At 40.4% G+C, this 21,167-nt stretch carries 18 protein-coding genes and 1 pseudogene; 10 read left to right on the top strand and 9 right to left on the bottom strand.

The window, feature by feature from the left end:
• Window positions 1-88: 88 nt before the first annotated feature.
• The 5 genes from Q4600_RS06590 to Q4600_RS06570 all read right to left on the bottom strand — a co-directional run bounded on the left by Q4600_RS06590 (window position 89) and on the right by Q4600_RS06570 (window position 6,212).
• Window positions 89-1,093, bottom strand: a complete 1,005-nt coding sequence (locus Q4600_RS06590; protein ID WP_303513954.1) for a lipid A deacylase LpxR family protein — start codon at window positions 1,091-1,093, stop codon at window positions 89-91.
• Window positions 1,094-1,391: 298 nt separating this feature from the next.
• Window positions 1,392-2,918, bottom strand: coding sequence for an EAL domain-containing protein (locus Q4600_RS06585; protein WP_303513951.1), 1,527 nt, complete (start codon window positions 2,916-2,918; stop codon window positions 1,392-1,394).
• Between the two features lie 58 nt (window positions 2,919-2,976).
• Window positions 2,977-3,909 (bottom strand): pseudouridine synthase, encoded by a 933-nt coding sequence (locus tag Q4600_RS06580; RefSeq protein WP_303513950.1) that lies wholly within the window; start codon window positions 3,907-3,909, stop codon window positions 2,977-2,979.
• Window positions 3,910-3,997: 88 nt separating this feature from the next.
• Window positions 3,998-4,576: an LON peptidase substrate-binding domain-containing protein gene (locus Q4600_RS06575; protein WP_229371235.1), complete on the bottom strand. Its 579-nt coding sequence runs from the start codon at window positions 4,574-4,576 to the stop codon at window positions 3,998-4,000.
• A gap of 580 nt (window positions 4,577-5,156) precedes the next feature.
• Window positions 5,157-6,212: an alpha/beta hydrolase gene (locus tag Q4600_RS06570; RefSeq protein ID WP_303513943.1), complete on the bottom strand. Its 1,056-nt coding sequence runs from the start codon at window positions 6,210-6,212 to the stop codon at window positions 5,157-5,159.
• A 258-nt stretch (window positions 6,213-6,470) separates the two neighbouring features.
• On the opposite strand from Q4600_RS06570, the gene Q4600_RS06565 reads away from it, so the two are divergent.
• The 3 genes from Q4600_RS06565 (at window position 6,471) to Q4600_RS06555 (ending at window position 11,043) form a co-directional block, all read left to right on the top strand.
• On the top strand, window positions 6,471-6,932 hold the full coding sequence (locus tag Q4600_RS06565) for a YhcH/YjgK/YiaL family protein (protein WP_303513941.1): 462 nt from the start codon (window positions 6,471-6,473) through the stop codon (window positions 6,930-6,932).
• Between the two features lie 340 nt (window positions 6,933-7,272).
• Entirely contained in the window at window positions 7,273-9,543 is a 2,271-nt protein-coding gene (locus tag Q4600_RS06560) for an aminotransferase class V-fold PLP-dependent enzyme (RefSeq protein WP_303513938.1), read from the top strand.
• Window positions 9,544-10,446: 903 nt separating this feature from the next.
• Window positions 10,447-11,043 carry an Sbal_3080 family lipoprotein gene (locus tag Q4600_RS06555; RefSeq protein WP_229372555.1) on the top strand — a complete coding sequence of 199 codons (597 nt, stop codon included), beginning with the start codon at window positions 10,447-10,449 and terminating at the stop codon, window positions 11,041-11,043.
• A gap of 97 nt (window positions 11,044-11,140) precedes the next feature.
• Here the strand turns inward: Q4600_RS06555 and Q4600_RS06550 are convergent.
• Window positions 11,141-11,395: pseudogene (locus tag Q4600_RS06550) on the bottom strand (phosphoribosylformylglycinamidine synthase subunit PurQ); the annotation flags it as partial.
• Window positions 11,396-11,735: 340 nt separating this feature from the next.
• On the opposite strand from Q4600_RS06550, the gene Q4600_RS06545 reads away from it, so the two are divergent.
• On the top strand, window positions 11,736-12,656 hold the full coding sequence (locus Q4600_RS06545; protein WP_102528488.1) for a manganese-dependent inorganic pyrophosphatase: 921 nt from the start codon (window positions 11,736-11,738) through the stop codon (window positions 12,654-12,656).
• 145 nt (window positions 12,657-12,801) lie between these two features.
• Here the strand turns inward: Q4600_RS06545 and Q4600_RS06540 are convergent, their stop codons facing one another.
• Window positions 12,802-13,125, bottom strand: a complete 324-nt coding sequence (locus Q4600_RS06540) for a hypothetical protein (RefSeq protein WP_102528487.1) — start codon at window positions 13,123-13,125, stop codon at window positions 12,802-12,804.
• Window positions 13,126-13,322: 197 nt separating this feature from the next.
• Here Q4600_RS06540 and Q4600_RS06535 point away from each other — a divergent pair, with 197 nt between their 5' ends.
• The gene (locus tag Q4600_RS06535) at window positions 13,323-13,664 is read left to right on the top strand and encodes a DUF4156 domain-containing protein (RefSeq protein ID WP_102528486.1); all 342 of its coding nucleotides are present in this window, start codon (window positions 13,323-13,325) and stop codon (window positions 13,662-13,664) included.
• A 52-nt stretch (window positions 13,665-13,716) separates the two neighbouring features.
• Here the strand turns inward: Q4600_RS06535 and Q4600_RS06530 are convergent, their stop codons facing one another.
• Window positions 13,717-15,003: a glycerophosphodiester phosphodiesterase family protein gene (locus Q4600_RS06530; protein WP_303513930.1), complete on the bottom strand. Its 1,287-nt coding sequence runs from the start codon at window positions 15,001-15,003 to the stop codon at window positions 13,717-13,719.
• Window positions 15,004-15,301: 298 nt separating this feature from the next.
• Between Q4600_RS06530 and Q4600_RS06525 the strand changes: the two genes are divergently transcribed.
• Window positions 15,302-16,318, top strand: coding sequence for an aldo/keto reductase (locus tag Q4600_RS06525; RefSeq protein ID WP_303513929.1), 1,017 nt, complete (start codon window positions 15,302-15,304; stop codon window positions 16,316-16,318).
• Window positions 16,319-16,328: 10 nt separating this feature from the next.
• Window positions 16,329-16,937, top strand: coding sequence for a protein tyrosine phosphatase family protein (locus Q4600_RS06520; RefSeq protein ID WP_241906430.1), 609 nt, complete (start codon window positions 16,329-16,331; stop codon window positions 16,935-16,937).
• Between the two features lie 42 nt (window positions 16,938-16,979).
• Here the strand turns inward: Q4600_RS06520 and Q4600_RS06515 are convergent, their stop codons facing one another.
• The gene (locus Q4600_RS06515) at window positions 16,980-17,771 is read right to left on the bottom strand and encodes a TetR/AcrR family transcriptional regulator (RefSeq protein WP_102528484.1); all 792 of its coding nucleotides are present in this window, start codon (window positions 17,769-17,771) and stop codon (window positions 16,980-16,982) included.
• 323 nt (window positions 17,772-18,094) lie between these two features.
• Here Q4600_RS06515 and Q4600_RS06510 point away from each other — a divergent pair, with 323 nt between their 5' ends.
• Genes Q4600_RS06510 through Q4600_RS06500 form a run of 3 tightly spaced genes read left to right on the top strand, consistent with a single transcriptional unit; the run spans window position 18,095 to window position 21,156 of the window.
• The gene (locus Q4600_RS06510; protein ID WP_102528483.1) at window positions 18,095-19,606 is read left to right on the top strand and encodes a flavocytochrome c; all 1,512 of its coding nucleotides are present in this window, start codon (window positions 18,095-18,097) and stop codon (window positions 19,604-19,606) included.
• Window positions 19,607-19,617: 11 nt separating this feature from the next.
• Entirely contained in the window at window positions 19,618-19,986 is a 369-nt protein-coding gene (locus Q4600_RS06505; protein WP_102528482.1) for a cytochrome c3 family protein, read from the top strand.
• 39 nt (window positions 19,987-20,025) lie between these two features.
• The gene (locus tag Q4600_RS06500; RefSeq protein WP_102528481.1) at window positions 20,026-21,156 is read left to right on the top strand and encodes a hypothetical protein; all 1,131 of its coding nucleotides are present in this window, start codon (window positions 20,026-20,028) and stop codon (window positions 21,154-21,156) included.
• The last annotated feature ends 11 nt before the right edge of the window (window positions 21,157-21,167 follow it).

Genomic DNA, 21,167 nt, shown 5'->3' with positions numbered 1-21,167 from the left:
TAAGTCATAATAACTCTGTAATAGACTGAAAAGGCGCACCATGATGAATCATGCTGCGCCTTTATACATCGTTTTTTTATAACCAGAATTACAACACTTTAGTGTAGCTAATCACGCCGTAGCCATGCCAATCATCGACATCGGACTCATATTCTTTGCTGTAATAATTAAAGCTCCAACTGACAGACCAAGTCGGAAAAGCCCAAATAACACCAAGACTGGCTTGTGCTTGCTGATTCTCAATATTCAACGGTGAATCATAAGGTAAGTCACCTTCAATGGTTAAGTCATTGAAACGATAACCTGCCTGCATTCGAAAATATGCCTGCCAACTGCCATAACGATTAGCATATGAAGCATAATCTCCCATATGCCCTGCCTGACTAGACAATTGTCCAAAGGTTTCAGCTAAATCATCACCCCATCGTAAGGTTAAACCCACACTGGATTGCGAGCGAAAATTACCTGCCATCGTGTGGTTAAATACGCTGATATCCCACTCACTATTATCAAATGCTTGCCAGCGATTTAGCAAGGCGTCAACTTCATATGCAAATTGAAACGTCACTTGGTTTTCAATTTGATAATCCCACCCCTTTGGCGTGGTAGAACCTGTAATTTTATGGACAATGGTTTGCAGTTCATCAGCAAAAGAAGCTGGCCCCATCACGCCAATGCTTAACCAGTTTTTTTGCGCCAATGAAGAGCTGAATTGCCCTGTAAATGATTCGAGCTCTAATAACCCTGCATAAGGTCGCTCATTTGGCTGGGGATAGTCATAGGCTATTTCAGTTGGTGTCCACATGCGATGATAAAACTGCCCGCCCCATTGAGACTGACTCGACTCCTGAGGAAAAGCGATGACTGATTGCCATTTGAAAAGCGCCGGAGCTTGGGAAAAGTCTGTAGCTGGCGTTGCAAGCCAGCCAACAACGACACCATTAGAGTAGTCACCGTCAGCACCAATGATCACATCGTTATCAAAATTAAAATACAACTGTTCAGCAAAGGGTTTAGAAGGTGCAGACACCAGTAGAGCACCAGTGAGGATAGATATTGGAACAAAGAAAGCATTTAAGTATTTCTGACTCAAGATAGCCCCCTAGTACTTGCTACTTTCGTTATCATTTCATGTATCTCAAATATTCAAGATGACATCCAGTTTAACGATTCAATAGTGCGGCACAAATAACTATTTATCATTCGCTTTAAACAGGTCATATATCCACTTAAGCATTACTTAAACATTACTCAAGCCAAACATTCCAAGGACTTTCTAGCACTTAATGAGACAACAGCAACTTCAATGCATCGAAAGTCTTAAAATGTATCCAACCTATAAAAAAGTCCGTCATATAAATCGGAACAGACGACAAGCTCAGCTAAAACCATTACGAGTTATGATAGGTTGTAAAAAACGTTTTTGAATCTAGCGGTTTAGAGAAAAAATACCCTTGAATTAAGTCCACCCCTTGTAGGGATAAATAACTGACTTGAGACTCAGTTTCAACTCCTTCAGCAATGACACTTAAGCCTGATTTTTTAGCAAAAGAGATAATTGCATCAAGCGTTTTCTCATTAAAGTTATCTTTAACGCCAATAGTATCAATGAAGGCTTTATCAATTTTTAAAGTACTGATTCCGAGGTTTTGCACGTAACTAAAACCACCGTAGCCCATGCCCGCATCATCAAGCTTTAAGTCCACATTAATAGCATAAAACTTATCTAACATTTTGCGCGCTTTCACTAAGTCAGTAATAGGTTGTCGCTCGGTAATTTCTAGTGAAATTCTGTGCTTTCCAAGCTTTCCGGATTCTTTTAGTGCCTTAATATATTGATAAAGTTTGTCATTTTCCAAATGCTCAGGAACAATATTAATACTGATAAACAATGGACTAACTTGCTGGCCTGTTATCTCCATCTCATCAACCATCACATTCAGCATCGAATAAGTCATATCAACAATTAAGCCTGCTGACTCAGCAAAAGGAATAAATTGATTAGGTGGGATTAACTCTCCGTTAGATTGACGCCAACGCATTAATACCTCAACCCCTACGATTTCATTCGTTTGAGAGTTAATCACAGGCTGATAAAACGGAATAAACTCTTTGTTCTTGATACCCTTTTTTATATTCGCCCGGGTTGAGCTTTGCGATTGTTTGCGATACCAAAATGCGACAGTAAACGCGAACGCAATTAAAAAGCTAATCAGCGCACGATATTCCCAGTTTAGCGATTGATATTGCTTAAGGTATTCTTCGTTTCCAGTCAGGCTAAATTTAGCAATGTAGTATTCATTTTGCTGAACCACCTCTTCTATAATAACGTGCTCGCCTTCGAACTCTTCAAAACCAAACTCCATCACAGGTACTGCAGCTAAGTTATCTTGAAAACCATCAATGGTAATGGTGTACTCTAAACAATCTTCACAATCTACCGGTATAAAGTATCTAGGGTTCATAGGGACGATACTGGCCACATATTGCTTATCACCTCTATCGTGGGCTAAAAACAATTCATGTATATCTGAGTGAGATTGGTTTATGACTGCAAGTTTTAGATCCGGTCCAATATTATGCCTTACCAACTTTTCCACACGACGTGGTATGGCTTGCGAGCGGCAAATAACTTCTAACTCATCCATCACCCCAACCCAACGAATAAAGGTCGAGTTAAACACTGACATAGTGAGTAATTTTTGATTACTTTCAGAGCAGATATAGCTGTCATCGAGTTGCGGTAAAGCTTTAAGCTCTTGAGCGGTATCCTCAATGTACATGGTTAATTTTTCAGATAAGATATGGGCGTCACGCTTGATCATAGTGTCAGCAATTTGATAATCTAACGCTTTTAACCCCATGTTTAAAATAAAAAAACTAACAATGAATACCACATAGCACTGTACTCTTTCCATTTGCTATTTCGTCCCTTTGTATACTGAAAACTATCAGTAAAAAAACACTACAAGCTTTCTATTCAAACTCAGCATCGTAGCCTTCACAACTCACAGCCATCGTTTGCTGACTAAACGGATCCACAAACATAAGTGATTTTGCCACCAGCTTTAATGGCTTATCAAAATTATCAGCAGCTTTCGGTTGCAGCTGTGGATAATTAGTATCATTTTCTAACGGCATCCCTAAAGACATCATATGTACTCTAAGTTGATGCATTTTCCCTGTTATGGGACTGAGCTCGAACAAGCCTCGAGTGCCTTTTACTGCGATCAAACTAATTTCTGAATGCGTATTCGCTTCACCGTCAGTTATTTTCATTAAAAAACTTGGCGTTGAACGCACCATACGGTTTTTAACCGACCACTTAATAGGTAACGATAAACCGTCTTGCTGATGAAGAGCAAGTAACTCTGGAGTCAGCTGTGCAATTGCTTGATATTGCTTATTTATCTTACCATCAGTAAATAATGAATGATAAGCATGTCGAGACTCAGGGTTAACTGTCATTAACATAACCCCTGCCGTTGGTCTGTCTAACCTATGTGCTGGTGAAATGGTGTCTATACCTGAAGCAATTCGTAAACGATGAATCAGACACTCGTTAACAAAATTCCCACTGGGTGTAACAGGCAGAAAATGCGGTTTAAACACTAATATACAATGTTCGTCCTGATGGAGTATTTCATGCTGAAACGGAATTTTAGTTTCTGCCTCAACTTCACGGTAGTAATAGACCCGTGTCGCGCCTCGATATTGAGTGTGTTGATCAATCAGCTCACCATCTGCCCAGTGCACTTTGCCGTCAGCTACACGTTTTAACCAAACAGATTCTGGAATTTGTTGAAAGTGTGACACTAAAAACTCTAACACCGTTAAAGGTGCTGTTTTGGACTGTGGTAACACAATATAGGAAGGTTGAGCTGCTCTAGCAGCAAGTTTTACAGACATGTAAATATACTTTTAGCGACACTTTTAAACAGTATAACCAACAATGTCAGAGCAACTAAACAAAATCAACAAAAGCAAGAGACCAATATTAAACATCCACATGAGACTTTAATAATTGTAGAACAAAATCCATGGTTTTATGGCAGTTGGGTTGTTCAACCAATAGCAATTTGTCTTTGTTATACATAGGCAAAACTTCTAACCATCGCTGGCTAACCCAAGTTGCATCCTCAAGGTGAACTTGATTGTATAAATCGAGCAAGTCTGGGTTAACTTCGTAAAACTGCTCAAGTGCTGCGCTGATAATCTCGAACTCTTCCCCAATCGGTTCATTTTGCCAGTTTTGGCAAGGTAAAGTGCGAGCAATCCAGCTTTGATCTCTGAGTTGAGCACCCGAAAGAATTTTAACCCTTTGGCGGCCTTCGACGACAATACTTAACGAATCATCTTCCAATTGATTAAAGTCGATAATCTCGCACTCAGTTGCCGTGTCGTAACAAGGAGGGAAACAGCTACTTTTCGTCGCAGCTAATGCTAATCGATAATGCCCTTTCAGCACATTAGCAACCATTAACAATTGATTTGGTGTAACCATTCTCATCTCTTGTCGACCACCAGGAAGCAAAACTGCTTCTTGGATGAGTAACGCCATTTCTATCGTTTGCATAGCAACCTCCAGACCACAGCGTTTCTTGGTTATTCCATTTATTAGGGGTGTATACCCAGTAAGAATGCTGTAGAAAAAGTAGCCCACCGCTACCTAGGACCAATAAAAATCAACAAGTTGTCACTTAGATGACTTTAATAAGTTTAGCAGCCAAGTTTGAGTTTTCCAGCTTGGTAACGCTATTACAACTTTATGATTAGCACTGTAAACTTCATTTTGTCATCACATAGCAACAACCCAAACAAACAACAAAGTTGATTAATAATTAGACAGGGCAAAATACGGAATAGTTTCAGTAAATGATCATAATTTTACTAAAGTAACTCTGAAGATAACTTTTAAGGTGCTTAAGGGAGTGGCATATAAGCCAGAAGATTAAAGGGGTAAACACCAATCAGCATATATGAAATTAGCACCAATAATGGCTTATTAATGGCACCATAAGTAAGCTGTAATGTTGAATGAGGAATTACGCTATCTAATGGGCTTTCTTATCGGCCTTCTTAGCGCTCTTCTTAGCGACTTAGCGACTTAGCGACTTAGCGACTTAGCAATAAACGATGCCAATTACAGATGCCAATTACAGATGCTCAATGTGGTCCATTATCGATTGCTTCTCCACAATATCAGCAAATAACTCACCTAACACTTCGCTTCGCTTTAAAGACTCACGCCAATAAGCAATACGGCTATCGCTATCGAGCTGCTTAAAGTCTTCTCGATCTGGGATCTTTTGATATGGCAATGACTTCAAAAACTCTGCAGTAGGAGTCAGTATTAAGGCATTATGATAATGCTTTTTGGCTCGGCGCCATTTTAATGATTTATCAAACCAACCCGGACTCATATGAGGATAAAAGTGCGGATATAAACTTAAGCCTTCAGGTGAATGTGTTGGCATATCAAAATGGTAATCAGTGATACCACCATCATAGTAAGCGCCATCACTTATGCCATTTATGCGTGTAACAGGTGCTAATACTAATGGAATAGATCCCGTTGCCAGCAGAACTTGATTAATATTATTACGGGTTAGTTGAGCATGTTCGGTGGGTAAGTCAGTTAGGTGTGAAAAAGGGGATTTTACTTGTTGATGACTAAACACCACTCGTTCAAAGTGCCAGGCTAAACTTCGACGACTCACCGCATTACTTAATGCAGTAGCAGCAAGCCCTAACGCCAACTTTCCTTTAGAGCGACTGGCATTAAAATGCTTTGCCTTACACACCACAAAATGACTTTGAATCATACGGTTATTCACAATATCCATCGCGCCGTGCTCACCCAAAATACCATTAATAATACCTTCAACCTGTTCAGTCACTTCTTGTCGATTAGGGACATGATCGTATCGCTGACCAATATAAAAATCCTCAAGCCGAGAATATGCTGCTAAGGGATCTTTTTGAGCTAAGCAAGCCAAGCGCCATGCGCCCGATGACGCGCCCATGGTATATAGCGGTGTTTTTCTTTCAGCAAAATACTCACCAAACAAATATTTGTCCAGACCAGCTACCCCTATCCATTTAGGGCCGCCCGATGCTGCAAATAACTGGCTAAACATTGATGCCGACAAGCCATTTTTTTCAATCTGTTGATAAGCTGTTTTACCAGCAAGTAATCGTAATGCTGTCACTGCGCTTCCTGTATTTAAATCTTTTCATGACAATACAAACTGAATCTAATCTCTGCGACACTAAAAACATCCGCAAAAACGATCAGTTACCCCCCAACAATCGACGGGTCTAAAATTCATCTTAACTAAGTTTGTCATAGGGTTAAACCACCTTAGGGTTGAATCTCTTCATAGCCTATAGCGAATCGACATATCTTCATGGCGTTGAATTAGCGAATAAGTAATAATATTGCATCATCAATAAATCAGAGAGCCACTATGGTCGTCGATAGCCTTTCAAACCATGCGCTATACCATTCACTCAGCCCAAGACTCGCCAAGGCGCTGACTCATTTATCTGAAACGGATTTTTCAAACGTTGAAGTGGGTACTTACCCTCTTGAAGGCAAAGATATATTTGTTATCGTCAATGACTATCATACCAAACCGAAACAAACTGAACCTTTTGAAGTCCACCAGCGTTATATTGATGTGCAATATGTTGTCAGTGGTGAAGAAGAATTTGGTTATTTGCCCCTTGCCAACCAAACACCACTGGCGCCTTATCATCCAGAACATGATTTTACTGAGTTTGATTATGAATCTAATCAAGATACAGCGGCATTTATTCCATTAAAAGCGGGCATGTTTGCCTTGTTTTTCCCAGACGATATGCATATGCCAGGGACCTCAGATATTGCAACCGCTGTCAGAAAAGTCGTCATCAAAGTAAAGATTTAATCTTGCTTAAATGCTTAATCACAGCTGCAATAATTTCAGGCCACAAAATGTGGCCTTTATTTTTTTAAACTTAATCACGATGTTTTTAAATAAGTTTACATTCAAAATGCTTAACTAGGCTTTTACTTCTGTATCACACACCTCCCCTTTTGCCCGTTTCAAAGCTATTCGCACGTCCATTACCCTAAGCCCTCTAACAGCCCTCAGCTTAGCTCAATCTAAAGTTAAACCTGACTAAAATGTGATCTTGATCAATATTTACAACCTGCTAATATAACCCCAAGAAATTAGTTATAACTAAAAGCTATATAAACTAATCAATGGAATTGAGTCGCACCCTATGAAAAATACATCACCACTGAGCCAAATATATTTAGACGCCAATGCCACAACACCTGTATTGCCCCAAGCGGCAGCAGCGGCTGTAAACAGTATGAAAGTGTTATTTGGCAACCCAAGCAGTAGCCATATTACAGGGCTTAAAGCTAAAGATTTAATGGAGCAAACTCGCGCTAACGCCAGAAAAGTCATCGGCGCAGACACAGGTAATGTGATATTCACAAGCGGGGCGACTGAAGGGATCCAAACGGCGATTATCTCAGCCCTTGTTGAAGCGAAAAAATCCCTTGATTCAGATAAACAATATAGTTTGTTATATGGCGCCACAGAGCATAAAGCAGTGCCCGAATCATTAAAGCACTGGAATCAAATCTTAGGCATCAATGCTGACATTAAAGCGATTCCTGTTGATGGGATGGGAAATTTAGACAAGCAATTTATTGAAAAAGAAGCCCCAAGCGCATTAATGATTTGTACTATGGCAGTAAATAATGAAACTGGCGTTTATCAGGACTTGCTCGCACTTGAACAAATCATTCGTCATGCTAACAAACATATTTTTTGGATGGTTGATTGTGTGCAGGCGCTAGGAAAAACCCCATTAAACCTAGCGGAAACCACCATTGATTATGCCCCTTTTAGTGGCCATAAATTGTATGCACCGAAAGGCATTGGCTTTGTATATATACGTCAGTCAGCACCATTTACCCCTATCATTGCTGGTGGCGGCCAAGAAAGCGGTTTGCGTTCAGGCACAGAAAACCTACCTGGTATGGCAGCTATTAACGTCATTTTTGAAATGTTACTCAATGAGCAAGATAGTGTATTTGCTAACCTCGATACCCTAAGAGGGTATCAAACACAATTAGTGAACACGTTAAATACCGCTTTTCCTGAAGTGGTATATAACCATAGCGTTGAAAACAGCGTGCCAACTACAATTAACTTTGCAATTTCAGGGTTTAGCAGTAAAGAAATCATGGATTTATTTGATGCGGCTAACATTCGTGTTAGTTCAGGCTCTGCTTGCTCATCAAAAGTCACTCGCAGTTTTGTACTCGATGCCATGGGATTACCTGCCTGGCAAAGTGAATCAGCAATTCGATTGTCATTTGGTCCTGCAATTACCCAGACAGAAGTTGATCAAGCCTGTCAACGCATCACCTCTGCAGCCAAAGCGTTAACCCATAGCTGTATGATATTAGACAATGGTGAAATTGATGAAAAGCAGCCGCTCAACGGTTTAGTGCAACTAAGATTTGCCTCCAATTGCACTTGGGTATACGCCGACCAACAAAGCAAACAAGCCTTTATTATTGATCCACTGCCAGAGCTAAACGATCGCTTAGATACCTTATTGCAATGCCAGCAGTTGGAACTGGTGGCTGTAATCGACACCCACGGCCACGCAGACCATCAATCAGGCCGAACTTTCTTAGCCGATAAGCACCTACCTACTCAGCAAACTGATGCATTAGGTTGGCCACAAGCTTGTTTGCAGCATTCGCAACTTCAATACATTGAAATTGGTCATCAATGGCTAGTTAAAGTCGCTACACCTGGCCACACCGATGACAGTATGACGCTATTACTATGCAGTCCATTCAAGGATAAAAACGACATCAAACAACAGTGTCAGTTCGCCTTTTGCGGCGACACCGTTTTAATGGGCAGCTTAGGTCGAACAAACTTTGATTCAAGTAGTGCAACTGACATGTTCTCAAGCCTTAAGTTGATACATAGCTTGATTGGTAGTGATACGCTTATATGTGCTAGCCATGATTATAATAATGAGTTTACAACTCATCTCAGCGCAGAATGTCAACGTAACCCACTTTTAAGAAATACCCTTAATGGACAGCTCGACGTATACGAGTTTGAAAAGTTAAAAGCTGATTTGGACAGCCATCTTTGCGATCAAACTGGCAGCGAAATTATGTGCGGAGCATTAACTGACAGCCAGTTAGCGGGGCAAGCTATTGTTGAATATAACCATCAGAGTTTGAACTATGCCTTAGCCAATGATGAAGTCACATTAATTGATATCAGAGAACCTCACGAGTACGCACTGCAACACACTGAAGATTCCAGTGAAAACGTTCCGCTCACTCGCTTAGTGCAGTTTATTCAACAACAGCAACAGCAAAAGCATCATAAATGGGTATTAGTCTGTCGCAGTGGCAGTCGCTCATTTGTAGCAGCTCAAGCTATGCATCGTTTAGGATTTGATAATGTTGCTCATCTTAAGGGCGGATACGCATTAAGTAGTTAATCGGTGTAAGGGTTAGCACTAATGGCATTCATCAAACCAATGAATGCCATTAAACCAGTCACTGGCGTAACCACATTCAATATGGTGTGTTTTCGTAAAGCCCTACCAAGCTTGTGTCCCAAGATTTGTTAGCAGCTTTAGTCAGGTATTGATTTCTAGATTTGAATCCAATCTTAATCAAAGTCTAAATCAAGGTCGTGGCGCTTCGCCCATTCTTTTGTAAAGAGCAGACTAAAAGGGAGTGAACTGCGACTCCCTCTATACTCTTTATTAAAGAATTAGGCCCCCGCAGCTCCGGCGAAATTTAAACAGCAAAATTTCCAACGGAGAATCATCCAGTTTTAAACTTCATTTTGAGTCCGCTTCGGCAAGCTACAAAAATCACTAACGCTTACGATGGGGCGTCCCTTCCCCTCGAAAGCTAGCCAGACATCCATGTCTGGACTCACGCGATTTTCTTACTTGCCTCAATTCAAATTGAACATTCAAAGAAGATCAATAGCACCTAAAAACCTATGTATTCAATTTATCGCACAGACTAAATAAACGAACCTGCGGGCACAATGATCTCCGTTGGAAATGTCCGAATGCGTTGAGCTAATTTACGTGATGGAGGCAGGACGCCGACATAGCCTCAGATTGAGCCAAGGATGGCGAATCTGAGGCGGTAGTAAATTAGCTCTGTAGCATGAGGAAAAACACTTCGCCGGAGCGGCAAGGGATATCGAAAAGGGAAATGCTGTTGTTTCCCTTTCGTCGGGTGTGGGCGAAGCGCCACGACTTTACGCCTAAACATTTTTAGTGATTTATATCAATAACATAAAACCACCAATATGTTATAAACTTAAGTCAATAACAGTTAATTAGAAGTCATTATTTTTAAAAATTAAAATGGAGTTAATTTTGAAGAAAGTATTAATTAGCGTAGGTTTTATACTTTTAACAGGTTGTACAAGTGTCAATATCGAGCAACTTGACCCTAAAATGCAAGTAAGTCACGTATGTATTGAAGAAAATCCCAAAGTAATCGTTCACGACTTTTTACCTGTTGTTCAAAAAGGCTTTAAACGTCACGGAATAACAACTGAAGTTTATACTGACAGTATGCCAAACTATTGTGACTACCATTTGAACTACACCGCTTTGAAAACTTGGGACATGGCTATGTACATGCACCATGCAGAGTTATGGCTATACCGTGGGCTAGATAATATTGCATATGCCGAATATCACCTTAATGGTAAAGGTGGATTAGCTTTAAATAAGTGGGCAAGTGTAGATTCCAAAATGGATCCGGTTATTAATAAACTTCTATCAGGTTACTCACCTGAGATTGTTGATGCTTACCGTAAAGCTATCCCAACGAATAAACCTAAGAAGTTAGCCTCAGAAAGTACAGAAGATCAATTAAGGAAATTGAAAAGGTGGTTGGGGGAACAGCTTATTACTCAGGAAGAGTATGAACTAGAAAAACAAAAGGTACTTACAGAGAAGTTATAACAAAGCAAAAGCTAATTAGTTAGAGATTAAAATCCAATAAGAAAGGCGACAGTTTGGTCGCCTTTTTGCTGTTAACTCATATTAGGTTAATTTCAAATTATCCTAACTTAACGCGTGCATTACGGAACATACGCATCCATGGGCTGTCTTCTGCCCACTCGTCTGGGTGCTAAGAGTTCGCAACGCTTCTGAATACACGCTCTAGATGCGGCATCATAATAGTCACTCAGCCATCTATGGTAGTTAATGCAGGGTTTGCATTTGGTGAACCATTTGGGTTTTCTGGGTATTGCGTTGCAATTTGACCGTAACCGTCAACGTAACACAGCGCCACTGTATCTGATACTTCAGAAATTTAGTAGGGTCAGTGTAAGCTTTATTTGAGCACCATACATTTCCTGACCTCAAGACCAATTTTATACCCTTTGCTCTAACTCGTTTCTGTCCAAATATTTGTTAGTGTTTGTGAAGCCAACATCGGTAATAAAGTAACATGCCTTATGAGCGGGTTTATCAATGGTAATCCATTTCTCTGCTTATGCTTGTTGCACGATTAAACGCTAGCTTTTCCCTCGCAATTAGCAGTCATTGCTGCGCTGTCCGCGCTTAATAAACCACTTCAGGCTTTTTAGTTATTGGTCGCTTGGTGATTTCTTGTTAAAATCGCAGCAAATTTATAGGAGCGTTTAACAATGGCAATGTATGTAGTGGGTCATAAGATCCCAGATTCAGATTCAATCTGCGGTGCAATCGCACTAGCTTACTTAAAAAATCAAATTGAAGAGCCTGCAATTGCAGCACGTTTAGGTGAGCTTTCACCTGAAACAGCCTATATCTTAGATAGATTTGGTTTTGAAGCACCAGAATTCAAAGAAAGCTACGCAGGCGAAGAAGTTTACATCGTTGACCATTCAGAACTTACCCAAGCACCAGATGATATCGCTGAAGCGACTATCGTGGGTATCGTTGATCATCACAAATTAGGTGACTTAACGACCTCTACCCCGCTTGAGTGTTGGATCCGTCCAGTAGGCTGTTCAAATACAGTGATTAAAATGATGTACGATTTCTACCAAGTAGAAATCCCAGCTAATATCGCTGGCATCATGATGTGCGCTATTTTAAGTGACACGGTTATCTTCAAATCGCCTACCTGTACCACTGCTGATATCCGTTGTGTTGAAGCATTAGCTGAAATCGCTGGTATTGAAGACTTTAAAGAAGTCGGCATGGAAATGTTCAAAGTAAAATCAGCAGTTGAAGGCACACCAGCCCGTGACCTTGTATTGCGTGATTTTAAAGACTTCAACATGAACGGTAACCTTGTGGGTATCGGTCAGCTAGAAGTTATCGACTTAGCAGTATTTGATGATATCAAAGCAGATTTAGAAGCTGATATTGCAGCACTAAAGGCTGAAGGCAATCGCCACAGTGTTTTATTATTGCTAACTGACATCATGAAAGAAGGTTCAGAAATGTTAGTGGTTTCTGACGATGAATTCCTTACAGAAAAAGCATACGGTAAAGCCAGTGTTGATGGCCGCGTATGGTTAGACGGTGTATTAAGCCGTAAGAAGCAAGTTGTACCATCTCTACAAGATGTGTTTGCATAAATTGCAGAAACTGCGAGTCTTCAATGTACCTCGCTAAAACGAAAAAAGCTGAATCATTTGATTCAGCTTTTTTGTATCAAAAACAAAATGCAGCGTTAGCACTTAAGAATCGAGAGTTAAAAACATAAAGTATCAATACTCACGATTAATGTGTTTCGGTCAGAAGTTCAATCCAAGCCTCTGAATCTGCAACCATAAACTTGTAACTTTTATGATTGTTTAACTCTATTTTAATCGCATCAGCGGTTACGGGTAATATCCCGCCTCCCGTTCCCCAGCACTTTTCAACCTTCTCAATATCAGTGAGTGCAATCTCATACGGCCCCATTTCAAATATCTTATTTGAAGCTTCAAAATACAAACGGCTTTTAGTTAACGATAGCTGGCCATCTCCACTAAATGCCCCATTCTGCGCAGTAGCAAATGTAGACCTTACAACTGTTTCATCACCAAAATCTATTGTACTCATTGGTCATTCCTCACCTTGTCGCTCACTGATATCACCGTTAATATTGCTCGCTGTTCTCTAACAATAAATAGATGTACTATCAGTTAGCATCACCGATATTACTGCTATCATTAGCCATAAATTTCATTTTACTGAATTAATTATAGTCGGCTAAAGCTGAACAGCCATTGAATAAAATAAATATGAATAAGGCGATTATGAATACCCTTAAAGTACTTTTGATAAGTTTGAGCATACTTAGTCTGACTGGCTGTATCACAACCCCAGAAATGAATAGTGAACATGTCGCAGTCTTGTGGTCAGAACAAGGTGATATGGATATCTGTGAATTAAAAGGCACTCTTATTGGTTCACAGGGGCATTGGTATGATTATCTGTTTATTACCAATAAAGATTTAACTCAAGGTGCTATTAATCAATTAAGAAATGATGCACTTACACTAGGTGCTAATACGGTATTTCTTTATAAGCCAAAAGTCTTTACCACTTCAGTCACCTTGTTAGCTAATGCTTATACCTGTCCAGCTAACGTAACATAGTCAACCCCTATATCAACTCAACATTGATATAGGCATTGAAATTATTTTAATATCACTTTACATCCATACAGTTAGCATAATAAGTCACAGTCGCGGGCCAGTCTGAAAACACGCCCATAACACCGACGTCTTTTGTTAGCACATCCAATAACTCAAATGCATCACCTTCATTATCGACAGCGTCAGTTATCGATTGATAATACCAACCGCCTGCGCCTTGAGTTAATAGACCTGAACGTTCAAGTGTCCAAGTAATAATATTCAGTCCCGCCCCTTTAGCCGCGACAGCATACTCTGAGGGAACTATTTGATTCTCGGCATCTAGTGTCACCAACCCCCACAATGGCGGGGCAATAATCTTCACGCCATCATTTGCTAGCTCATCCATAGTCGGTGACCACGTCGCACTGTTTTGTGGGTCAAAGTCAGCCAAATCGTATCTATCGTCAAGATACACTCCTTGCTCACCAAAATCTGGACTATTGGCAATCCAGTATTTCACATCTTCAAGGTTAAATGATTGAGGGTAAACATTGGCGGCATCGACATCTGCAGCAACATATTCATCTACCATTTTTTGGGCATAATCTTGCTGGCTAAAACCGTCAAATGGCATTGCTACACTGGCCGACTTTAGCTCTGGTGTCATCTTTACTCCAGCCGCTTTAAACATAGTGATACTTTCAGCATGGGTCATTAGCGTGCCGCTACCTGAGTATAAATCGGTGCGCCAGTTAGCCGTTCCAGCCATAAACTCTTCAACTGTCGTCGCATTTGGGTTTGCACCATCCATTTTACCTTCAAGCATTTTAAACTCAGCCAAGGTGATATCACTGGTACAACATTGCGCCGTCGCCATAACGCCATTTACTAAGTCTGCAGGGCTGAAAGGGACTGAGCACTTAGCAGCAAGCTCAGGAATAGCTAAAATATTAGTTGTTGTTGCCAAATCACATTGCGAATGACGACATACCAGCGCTTTATCTTGAGTAAATGTCACATCACATTCCACTACACCTGCACCTGAATCAATCGCAGCTTGATAAGACTCTTTAGTATGCTCAGGAAACTGCATTGCCGCGCCCCGATGGCCGATGGAAAAGTCATGTCGATACATTGTTTCACCAGCACATTGGGTCAATTGGTTTTTTAACTCACTGTCTTGCATTTGCTCAACTAAATATGAGGGTCTTGGGCCAACACTTACCACCACGGTTTTATCTAATTTCGCATCAACCTCACCTTGGCCGTTATCATCGTCATCATTACAACCTGAAATAAATAACAAACCTAGTGACATCGCTATTAGCGCAAGTTTGTTTTCACTCTTCATCAACATGCTTAACTCCATTTAATTTTTAGATGTACCTAGCAATCAGCTCAAACTTAAGCACAATTTGCTAAGCCACTTCGGAACGTAACCTTGCATAATCTAAAGAGTAAATGTGACTACAAAACAAACAAAATATGACATTTATTAGCATTTAATAATACAAAGAGTCCCATTAATGGGTGAACTCTCCGACTAACTGTAATAATCTATTTTAAATAGCTAATGGATAACTTGTAATAGTTCATAGGCGTCAAACCTTACTGAGATAATGTTTGCTCAAAACCGCTCATTTTTAGGATGATAAATGATTACTCACGAACCCAATGCACACTATATGGCCAATCCTAACCGATATAAAAATATGGCTTACGAACGATGCGGGCGCAGTGGCATTTTGTTACCTAAGCTCTCCCTAGGGTTATGGCAAAACTTCGGTGAAAACGACTCTCGAGTCAATGCTGCTAACATGCTTCATACAGCCTTTGACTCTGGTATAACCCATTTTGACTTAGCTAATAATTATGGCCCTAATTATGGTGCTGCCGAATCAACTTTTGGTTCAATCTTTAAACACGACTTAACGCCTTATCGTGATGAATTGATTATTTCTAGCAAAGCGGGTTATGACATGTCGCCAGGCCCTTACGGAATGGGTGGGTCACGTAAGTACTTGGTATCAAGCTGCGATCAAAGCCTTAAACGCACTGGCTTGGACTACTTTGATATCTTTTATCATCATTGTATGGATGCTGATACGCCATTAGAAGAAACCATGCAGGCACTGGATTACATTGTGCGTTCAGGCCGTGCTTTATACGTCGGGATTTCAAATTATCAACCTCAGCAAACCCAACAAGCCATTAAGATACTGCAAGATTTAGGTACTCCTTTATTAATCCATCAACCACGGTATAACCTGTTTGATCGCTGGATTGAAAATGGTCTTACGGAAGTGCTAAAAACTGAAGGCGTTGGCTCGATTGTATTTTCGCCTCTGGCGCAAGGCTTATTAACCAGTAAGTACCTCAATGGTATTCCTAAAGATTCTAGAGCAGCACAAGAACATCAAATTTACCTCGCCGAAAAAGACCTCACTTCAGCAAAAATAGCAAAGGTGAAAGCCTTTAATGAACTAGCACAGCAGCGTGGACAATCGTTAGCGCAGATGGCCATTGCATGGACACTGAATAATGAAGCTGTAACAACCTGTTTAATTGGTGCCAGTCGTCCGGCGCAAATTCTCGACTCTGTTAATGCACTGAATAAGCTAGACTTTAGCCAACAGGAATTAACTGCAATCAATAACATTCTAAAGGAATAGGATTTAAACGATGAACAGCCTAATCAATGATAAAGCAACATCTGGCAAACCACTAAAACACCGTGCAAAAGGGGCTATAGCCATGACAATGATGATAACCGCATTAGCCCTAGTTAACCCTGTTGCCGCTGAAATTAATCCCGCACAGCTTGCAGATATAAAAGCGATCAAAATTAACAACAGCCAGGTGATTACAGCAGGTTTGCCGACAAGCTCTGAGTTTGAAACGCTCAAACAAGCAGGCGTTGAGGTCGTGATTAACCTAATTCCGACCAATAATCCTAACTTTCTTGCTGAAGAACCCGAATTAGTAAACGATTCAGGGATGAAATATGAAAACATCGAAGTCGATTGGCAGCAGCCAACAATAGAAAATGTTGAGCAGTTTTTTAATGTGATGGAACAAAACAATGATAAGTCGATTTTAGTGCATTGCGCCGCCAACTATCGCGCCTCAGCATTTTACTATTTGTACCTAGCTACCCAAGGTATCGATGTTTCTGGAGAAGTACTAGAAGATACATTATCGCCTTGGGGGGACTTACAACAAAGCTTTGAAAAATACCCACAATGGCAAGCACTCATTGAACAAGTAAAGCTCAAATATACAAATCAATAACCTAAGCGTTTAAGGGCAATCTATCCGTGGCAGTCCTACATCTTAGCTGCTTGCACTTGAGTGACTTAAGCAGCCACGATGATGTCCATCAAGTTTCGCGGATAATGCTTTACACGAACTGCAGCTTAAGCGCCTTTTATAGTTCTTTTCAAAAAACTCTGAAGTTCGATTTTCTAGGCTCTGGAACAATTCTTGATTGAGTGCCGTTTGCCACTGATATTGAGCCATCAATCTCGATAAGTGGCGGTAACATGTCGTAGATTGATCTGACAAAAAGTCTGGTGAAATCAATTTACTCTCAAATTGAGTCAGTGACCCTGTTAAGTAAAAAGCTATCCCTTGAACCAACTCTTTGGCTTGTAAAGGTGTTGCTGTTAGTTCACCATTTTCAATAGCTAATTGCACCGCATCAGTTAACCATTGCCAAAACGAATTAATACGTTGTTTGAATAGCTTTACTTTTTCATCACTTGCTAACTTCCAAATCATTGCATTAACAGAAACAGACCGTAAGGTAAAAAAGCTTCTGCTTCTTTTAATGGTTTCAAAAGTAAATAAAATAGGTAGCAGTAATCTTTCTTGTGCAGATAGTTGAGGATTTTTTTCTACAAATAGCGGCATGTAATTTGAAGTCGCACTGCGTAAAAACAAGCACACTAAAACATCTTCTTTGCGTTCAAATAACTTATACAAAGTCCCTGTTGAGCAGCCGACATCTTTAGCTATCTGTGAAAATTTGAATGACACAATCCCTTGGGACTCAATCAAAAGCTCTGCAACATCTAAAATTTGGTCACAGCGAAGTTGAGTCAATGTTTCTGTAGGACATTTCATAATGCATACCTAATATTTGATTAACTCAATTATCATCCTTATTACTCTTTATAGGTATAACATCGGTAGATAATCGGGATTAAGTTCACGCTCATTAAGCTTTTTCATTGGTCTTTGTGATTCAGTTCATATCTTATTTCAATAGTGATAATTAACTCCCGTTTATTCACGTAAAAACGCATTGATAACTCAGTAGTTCATGAACAATGTTCTTGACCCACTTCACGAATAAAATTGCCCCCCCAAAAAAAGCGTGATGCCATTCAAATTTGAACAGCATCAATTTGTTTATCTTAGTCGCATCAAAATGTGAGGAAAGATAAATGCACAACAGACGTAACTTTTTAAAATTAAGCGCAGGTGCTGCAATCGGCGGATTAACTGCAGCCATGCCAGCTAGCGCACAACAAAGTCAATGTGAAGAAATTAACTGGGATGAATCAGTTGATGTTCTTGTTGTTGGTTCTGGGTTTGCAGGACTATCGGCTGCTATTAATGCCAAAAAGCAGCAAATCGGTAGTGTACTTGTATTAGAAAAAATGCAGGTAATTGGTGGTAATTCTGCAATTAATGGCGGTTGGTTAGCGATTCCTCAAAATCCAATTCAATTAGCTCAAGGTATTAACGATGATTCTCCAGAAGAATTAGTTAAAGACCAAATTATCTCAGGCAGAGGCATGCAAAATGTCGATATGCTGAGAACCATCGCGAATCGTTCATTAGATTCTTATGACCTATGTATTGAAACCGGTGTGAAATTTCGCGAAGGATTTAACATCCAAGTGGGTGGTCATAATAAAGCGCGCGCTATCAGAACTCAGCATGGTACTGGCGGTGATATCACCACTAAATTATTCGAAGCAGGTAAAAAGGTAGGCGTGGAATATCGCTTACAACATTACATTGAAGACTTCATTATGGACGGCCAAGAGATCGTTGGTGTGAAGGTAAGACAGAATTATCGTTACCCAGATCTTAAAACGGGTAAAACAATCTATATCAAGGCTAACAAAGCCGTTATCCTCGCGCACGGTGGTTTTGCCCAGAATATGGAATTACGCCAAATGGTCGATCCATCACTGGATCCAACATTAGATTGTACCAATGCTCACGGCGCTACAGGTGAAGTAACCTTAACCGCAATGGCTAACGGCGCCCTACCTGTCCACATGAATTTAATCCAAACCGGTCATTGGGGTTCTCCTGATGAAGGCGGATTCGGCTGGTCGAATGCATTACTTTCGATTGGTTGGCACCAAGGTGCAGCTATTAGTGTACTTAATGGCAAACGCTTTATGGATGAGCGTGCAGATCGCAAGACCTGCTCTGAAGCGATTATGAAAAATCGTTATGAAGACAACAGCCCAGCCTACCCAATTGTGCTGTTCAACTATGAGAACTATAAAGACGACGACCGTGTTGTTCGTTCATTACGTGACGAAATGGCTTGGAAATTGGACTCATTGGATGATGTTGCCAAGAAGTTTAGTATTTCTGCGACAGCGTTGAAAAACACAATTACTGAATATAACCAGCATGTTGTAGACAGAACCGATCCGTTATTCAACCGTAAGATGGACACTGCAGAGGTATTAACAGGGCCATTTGTTGTTTCACGTATTTGGCCAAAAGTGCATTACTGCATGGGTGGATTAAAAACAGATTTAGGTGGCCGCGTGATTGATGGTCGCTCAATGAAACCGATTAGAAAAATGTATGCCATCGGTGAAGCTACTGGCGGCATTCATGGTGAAGCTCGCTTAAGTTCGACCTCATGTCTTGAGTGCTTAGCAATGGGCATTATCGTTTCTGAAACTATTAAATCTGATCTGTAGGCTGAACCACCATGAAAAAATTATTACTAGTCGCTTTTTTATCTACTGCGTTTTTAGCCACCGCTAATGCGGGTGAGCTATATACCGTCAAAGGAAAAACGCAAGGCAGGGTGAACCACGAGATGCTTTATCAAGATGGCTGTAATGCTTGCCATCAAGGTTCACCAAGAGCGAATACCACAGATGAGGCCTGTGTGGCATGTCATGGCACTGTTGAAACAATTGAAATTGATGAATCAATTTTAGCAGTACCAGAAGCACACCCACACAAGTCTTTGCATTATAACCAAGGCGCAAGCTGTTTAGCCTGTCATAGCGAGCATACAAAAAAAGCTCCTACCTGTGCTGACTGTCACCGTACTTGGTTCCATGAAATGTAACACAACAATAAAACAACAATGATTTTATAGGGAACGAGAATGAAGAAAACCGCCAAGTTTATGTTGTCGATGGTGGCCACAGCGATTGCTATGTCTTCTGCGCCAGTAATGGCTGAAGAACAAGAAGATGGTATTAACATCGGGGGCGCAGTGCGCGTCAATTATGCGTATAGAGATTACGACGAATCTAATAAAGATAAATTAGGTGAGCTTGATTTCGATATGGCTGCCATTAAGTTTGATGGTAAAAAAGATGACTGGGGCTTAGCTGCTGAGTACCGCTTTACCGCAAACACCAATTACATCAAATATGGTTACGGCTATTATGATATTGATCCGAATTGGCAGCTACAAGTCGGTATTAATAAAGTGCCCTTTGGTAACCCTGAGTTTATCTCTAACAGTTGGTGGTTTGGTTTACCTTACTACTTAGGTTTTGAAGATAATCACGATGTGGGCATTAAAGCCTCTTACGACAATAATGGCTGGAACACTGATTTCGCGTTCTACAAAAATCCTGTTTACAGTGCAACTGAAAACAAGCGTTATTCAGCGTCATTATTCAGTGGTGAAATCAATGGCACTGAATATCATAACGAAGAAACCAATGGGTTTAACTTTAGACAAACCTATACCTCTGAGTATGAAGGTGGCTCTACAACGTTTGGTGGTTCTGCTCAATATGGTCAAATCTATAACAGTGATACAGGTAATATGGGCGACCGTTATGCTGTAGCGTTGCATTTAGATAGCACTTACAAAGGCTGGAACTTGCAACTGCAAGCGATGCAATACGAATATGACGCGGCTGACTCTGCTGACGACAATAAAATCGGTATTGCAGTGGTGAGTTGGCAATATGAAATCGCTTCTAAAGGCCAGGCCTATAGCGCTAACATCGCTAAAACCTTCGCCACAGATTTCGGTAGCGTAAAATGTTACAACGATTTCGGTTTAATGACCCCAGATGTTGCTGATGACAGTTATGACAACAGCATGCAAAACGTCACAGGTTGTGCGATTTCTGCTGGTGCAACTTACACTATGATTGACTTTATTTTGGGTAAGAACATGACGTTTTCTACCGCTAATAATGACCACGTAGGTTTACCTGAGTTTGGTAATGATTGGGACAAACGTATTAACATAAACTTTGGTTACTACTTCTAATGAAGTCGTAA

Origin of the sequence: Shewanella sp. 2_MG-2023 (genome assembly GCF_030548905.1) — a bacterium.
In the GTDB taxonomy this organism is placed as follows: Bacteria; Pseudomonadota; Gammaproteobacteria; order Enterobacterales; family Shewanellaceae; genus Shewanella; species Shewanella electrodiphila.
The sequence above is the reverse complement of the archived record's forward strand: the minus strand, read 5'-3'. Positions and strand labels throughout refer to the sequence as shown.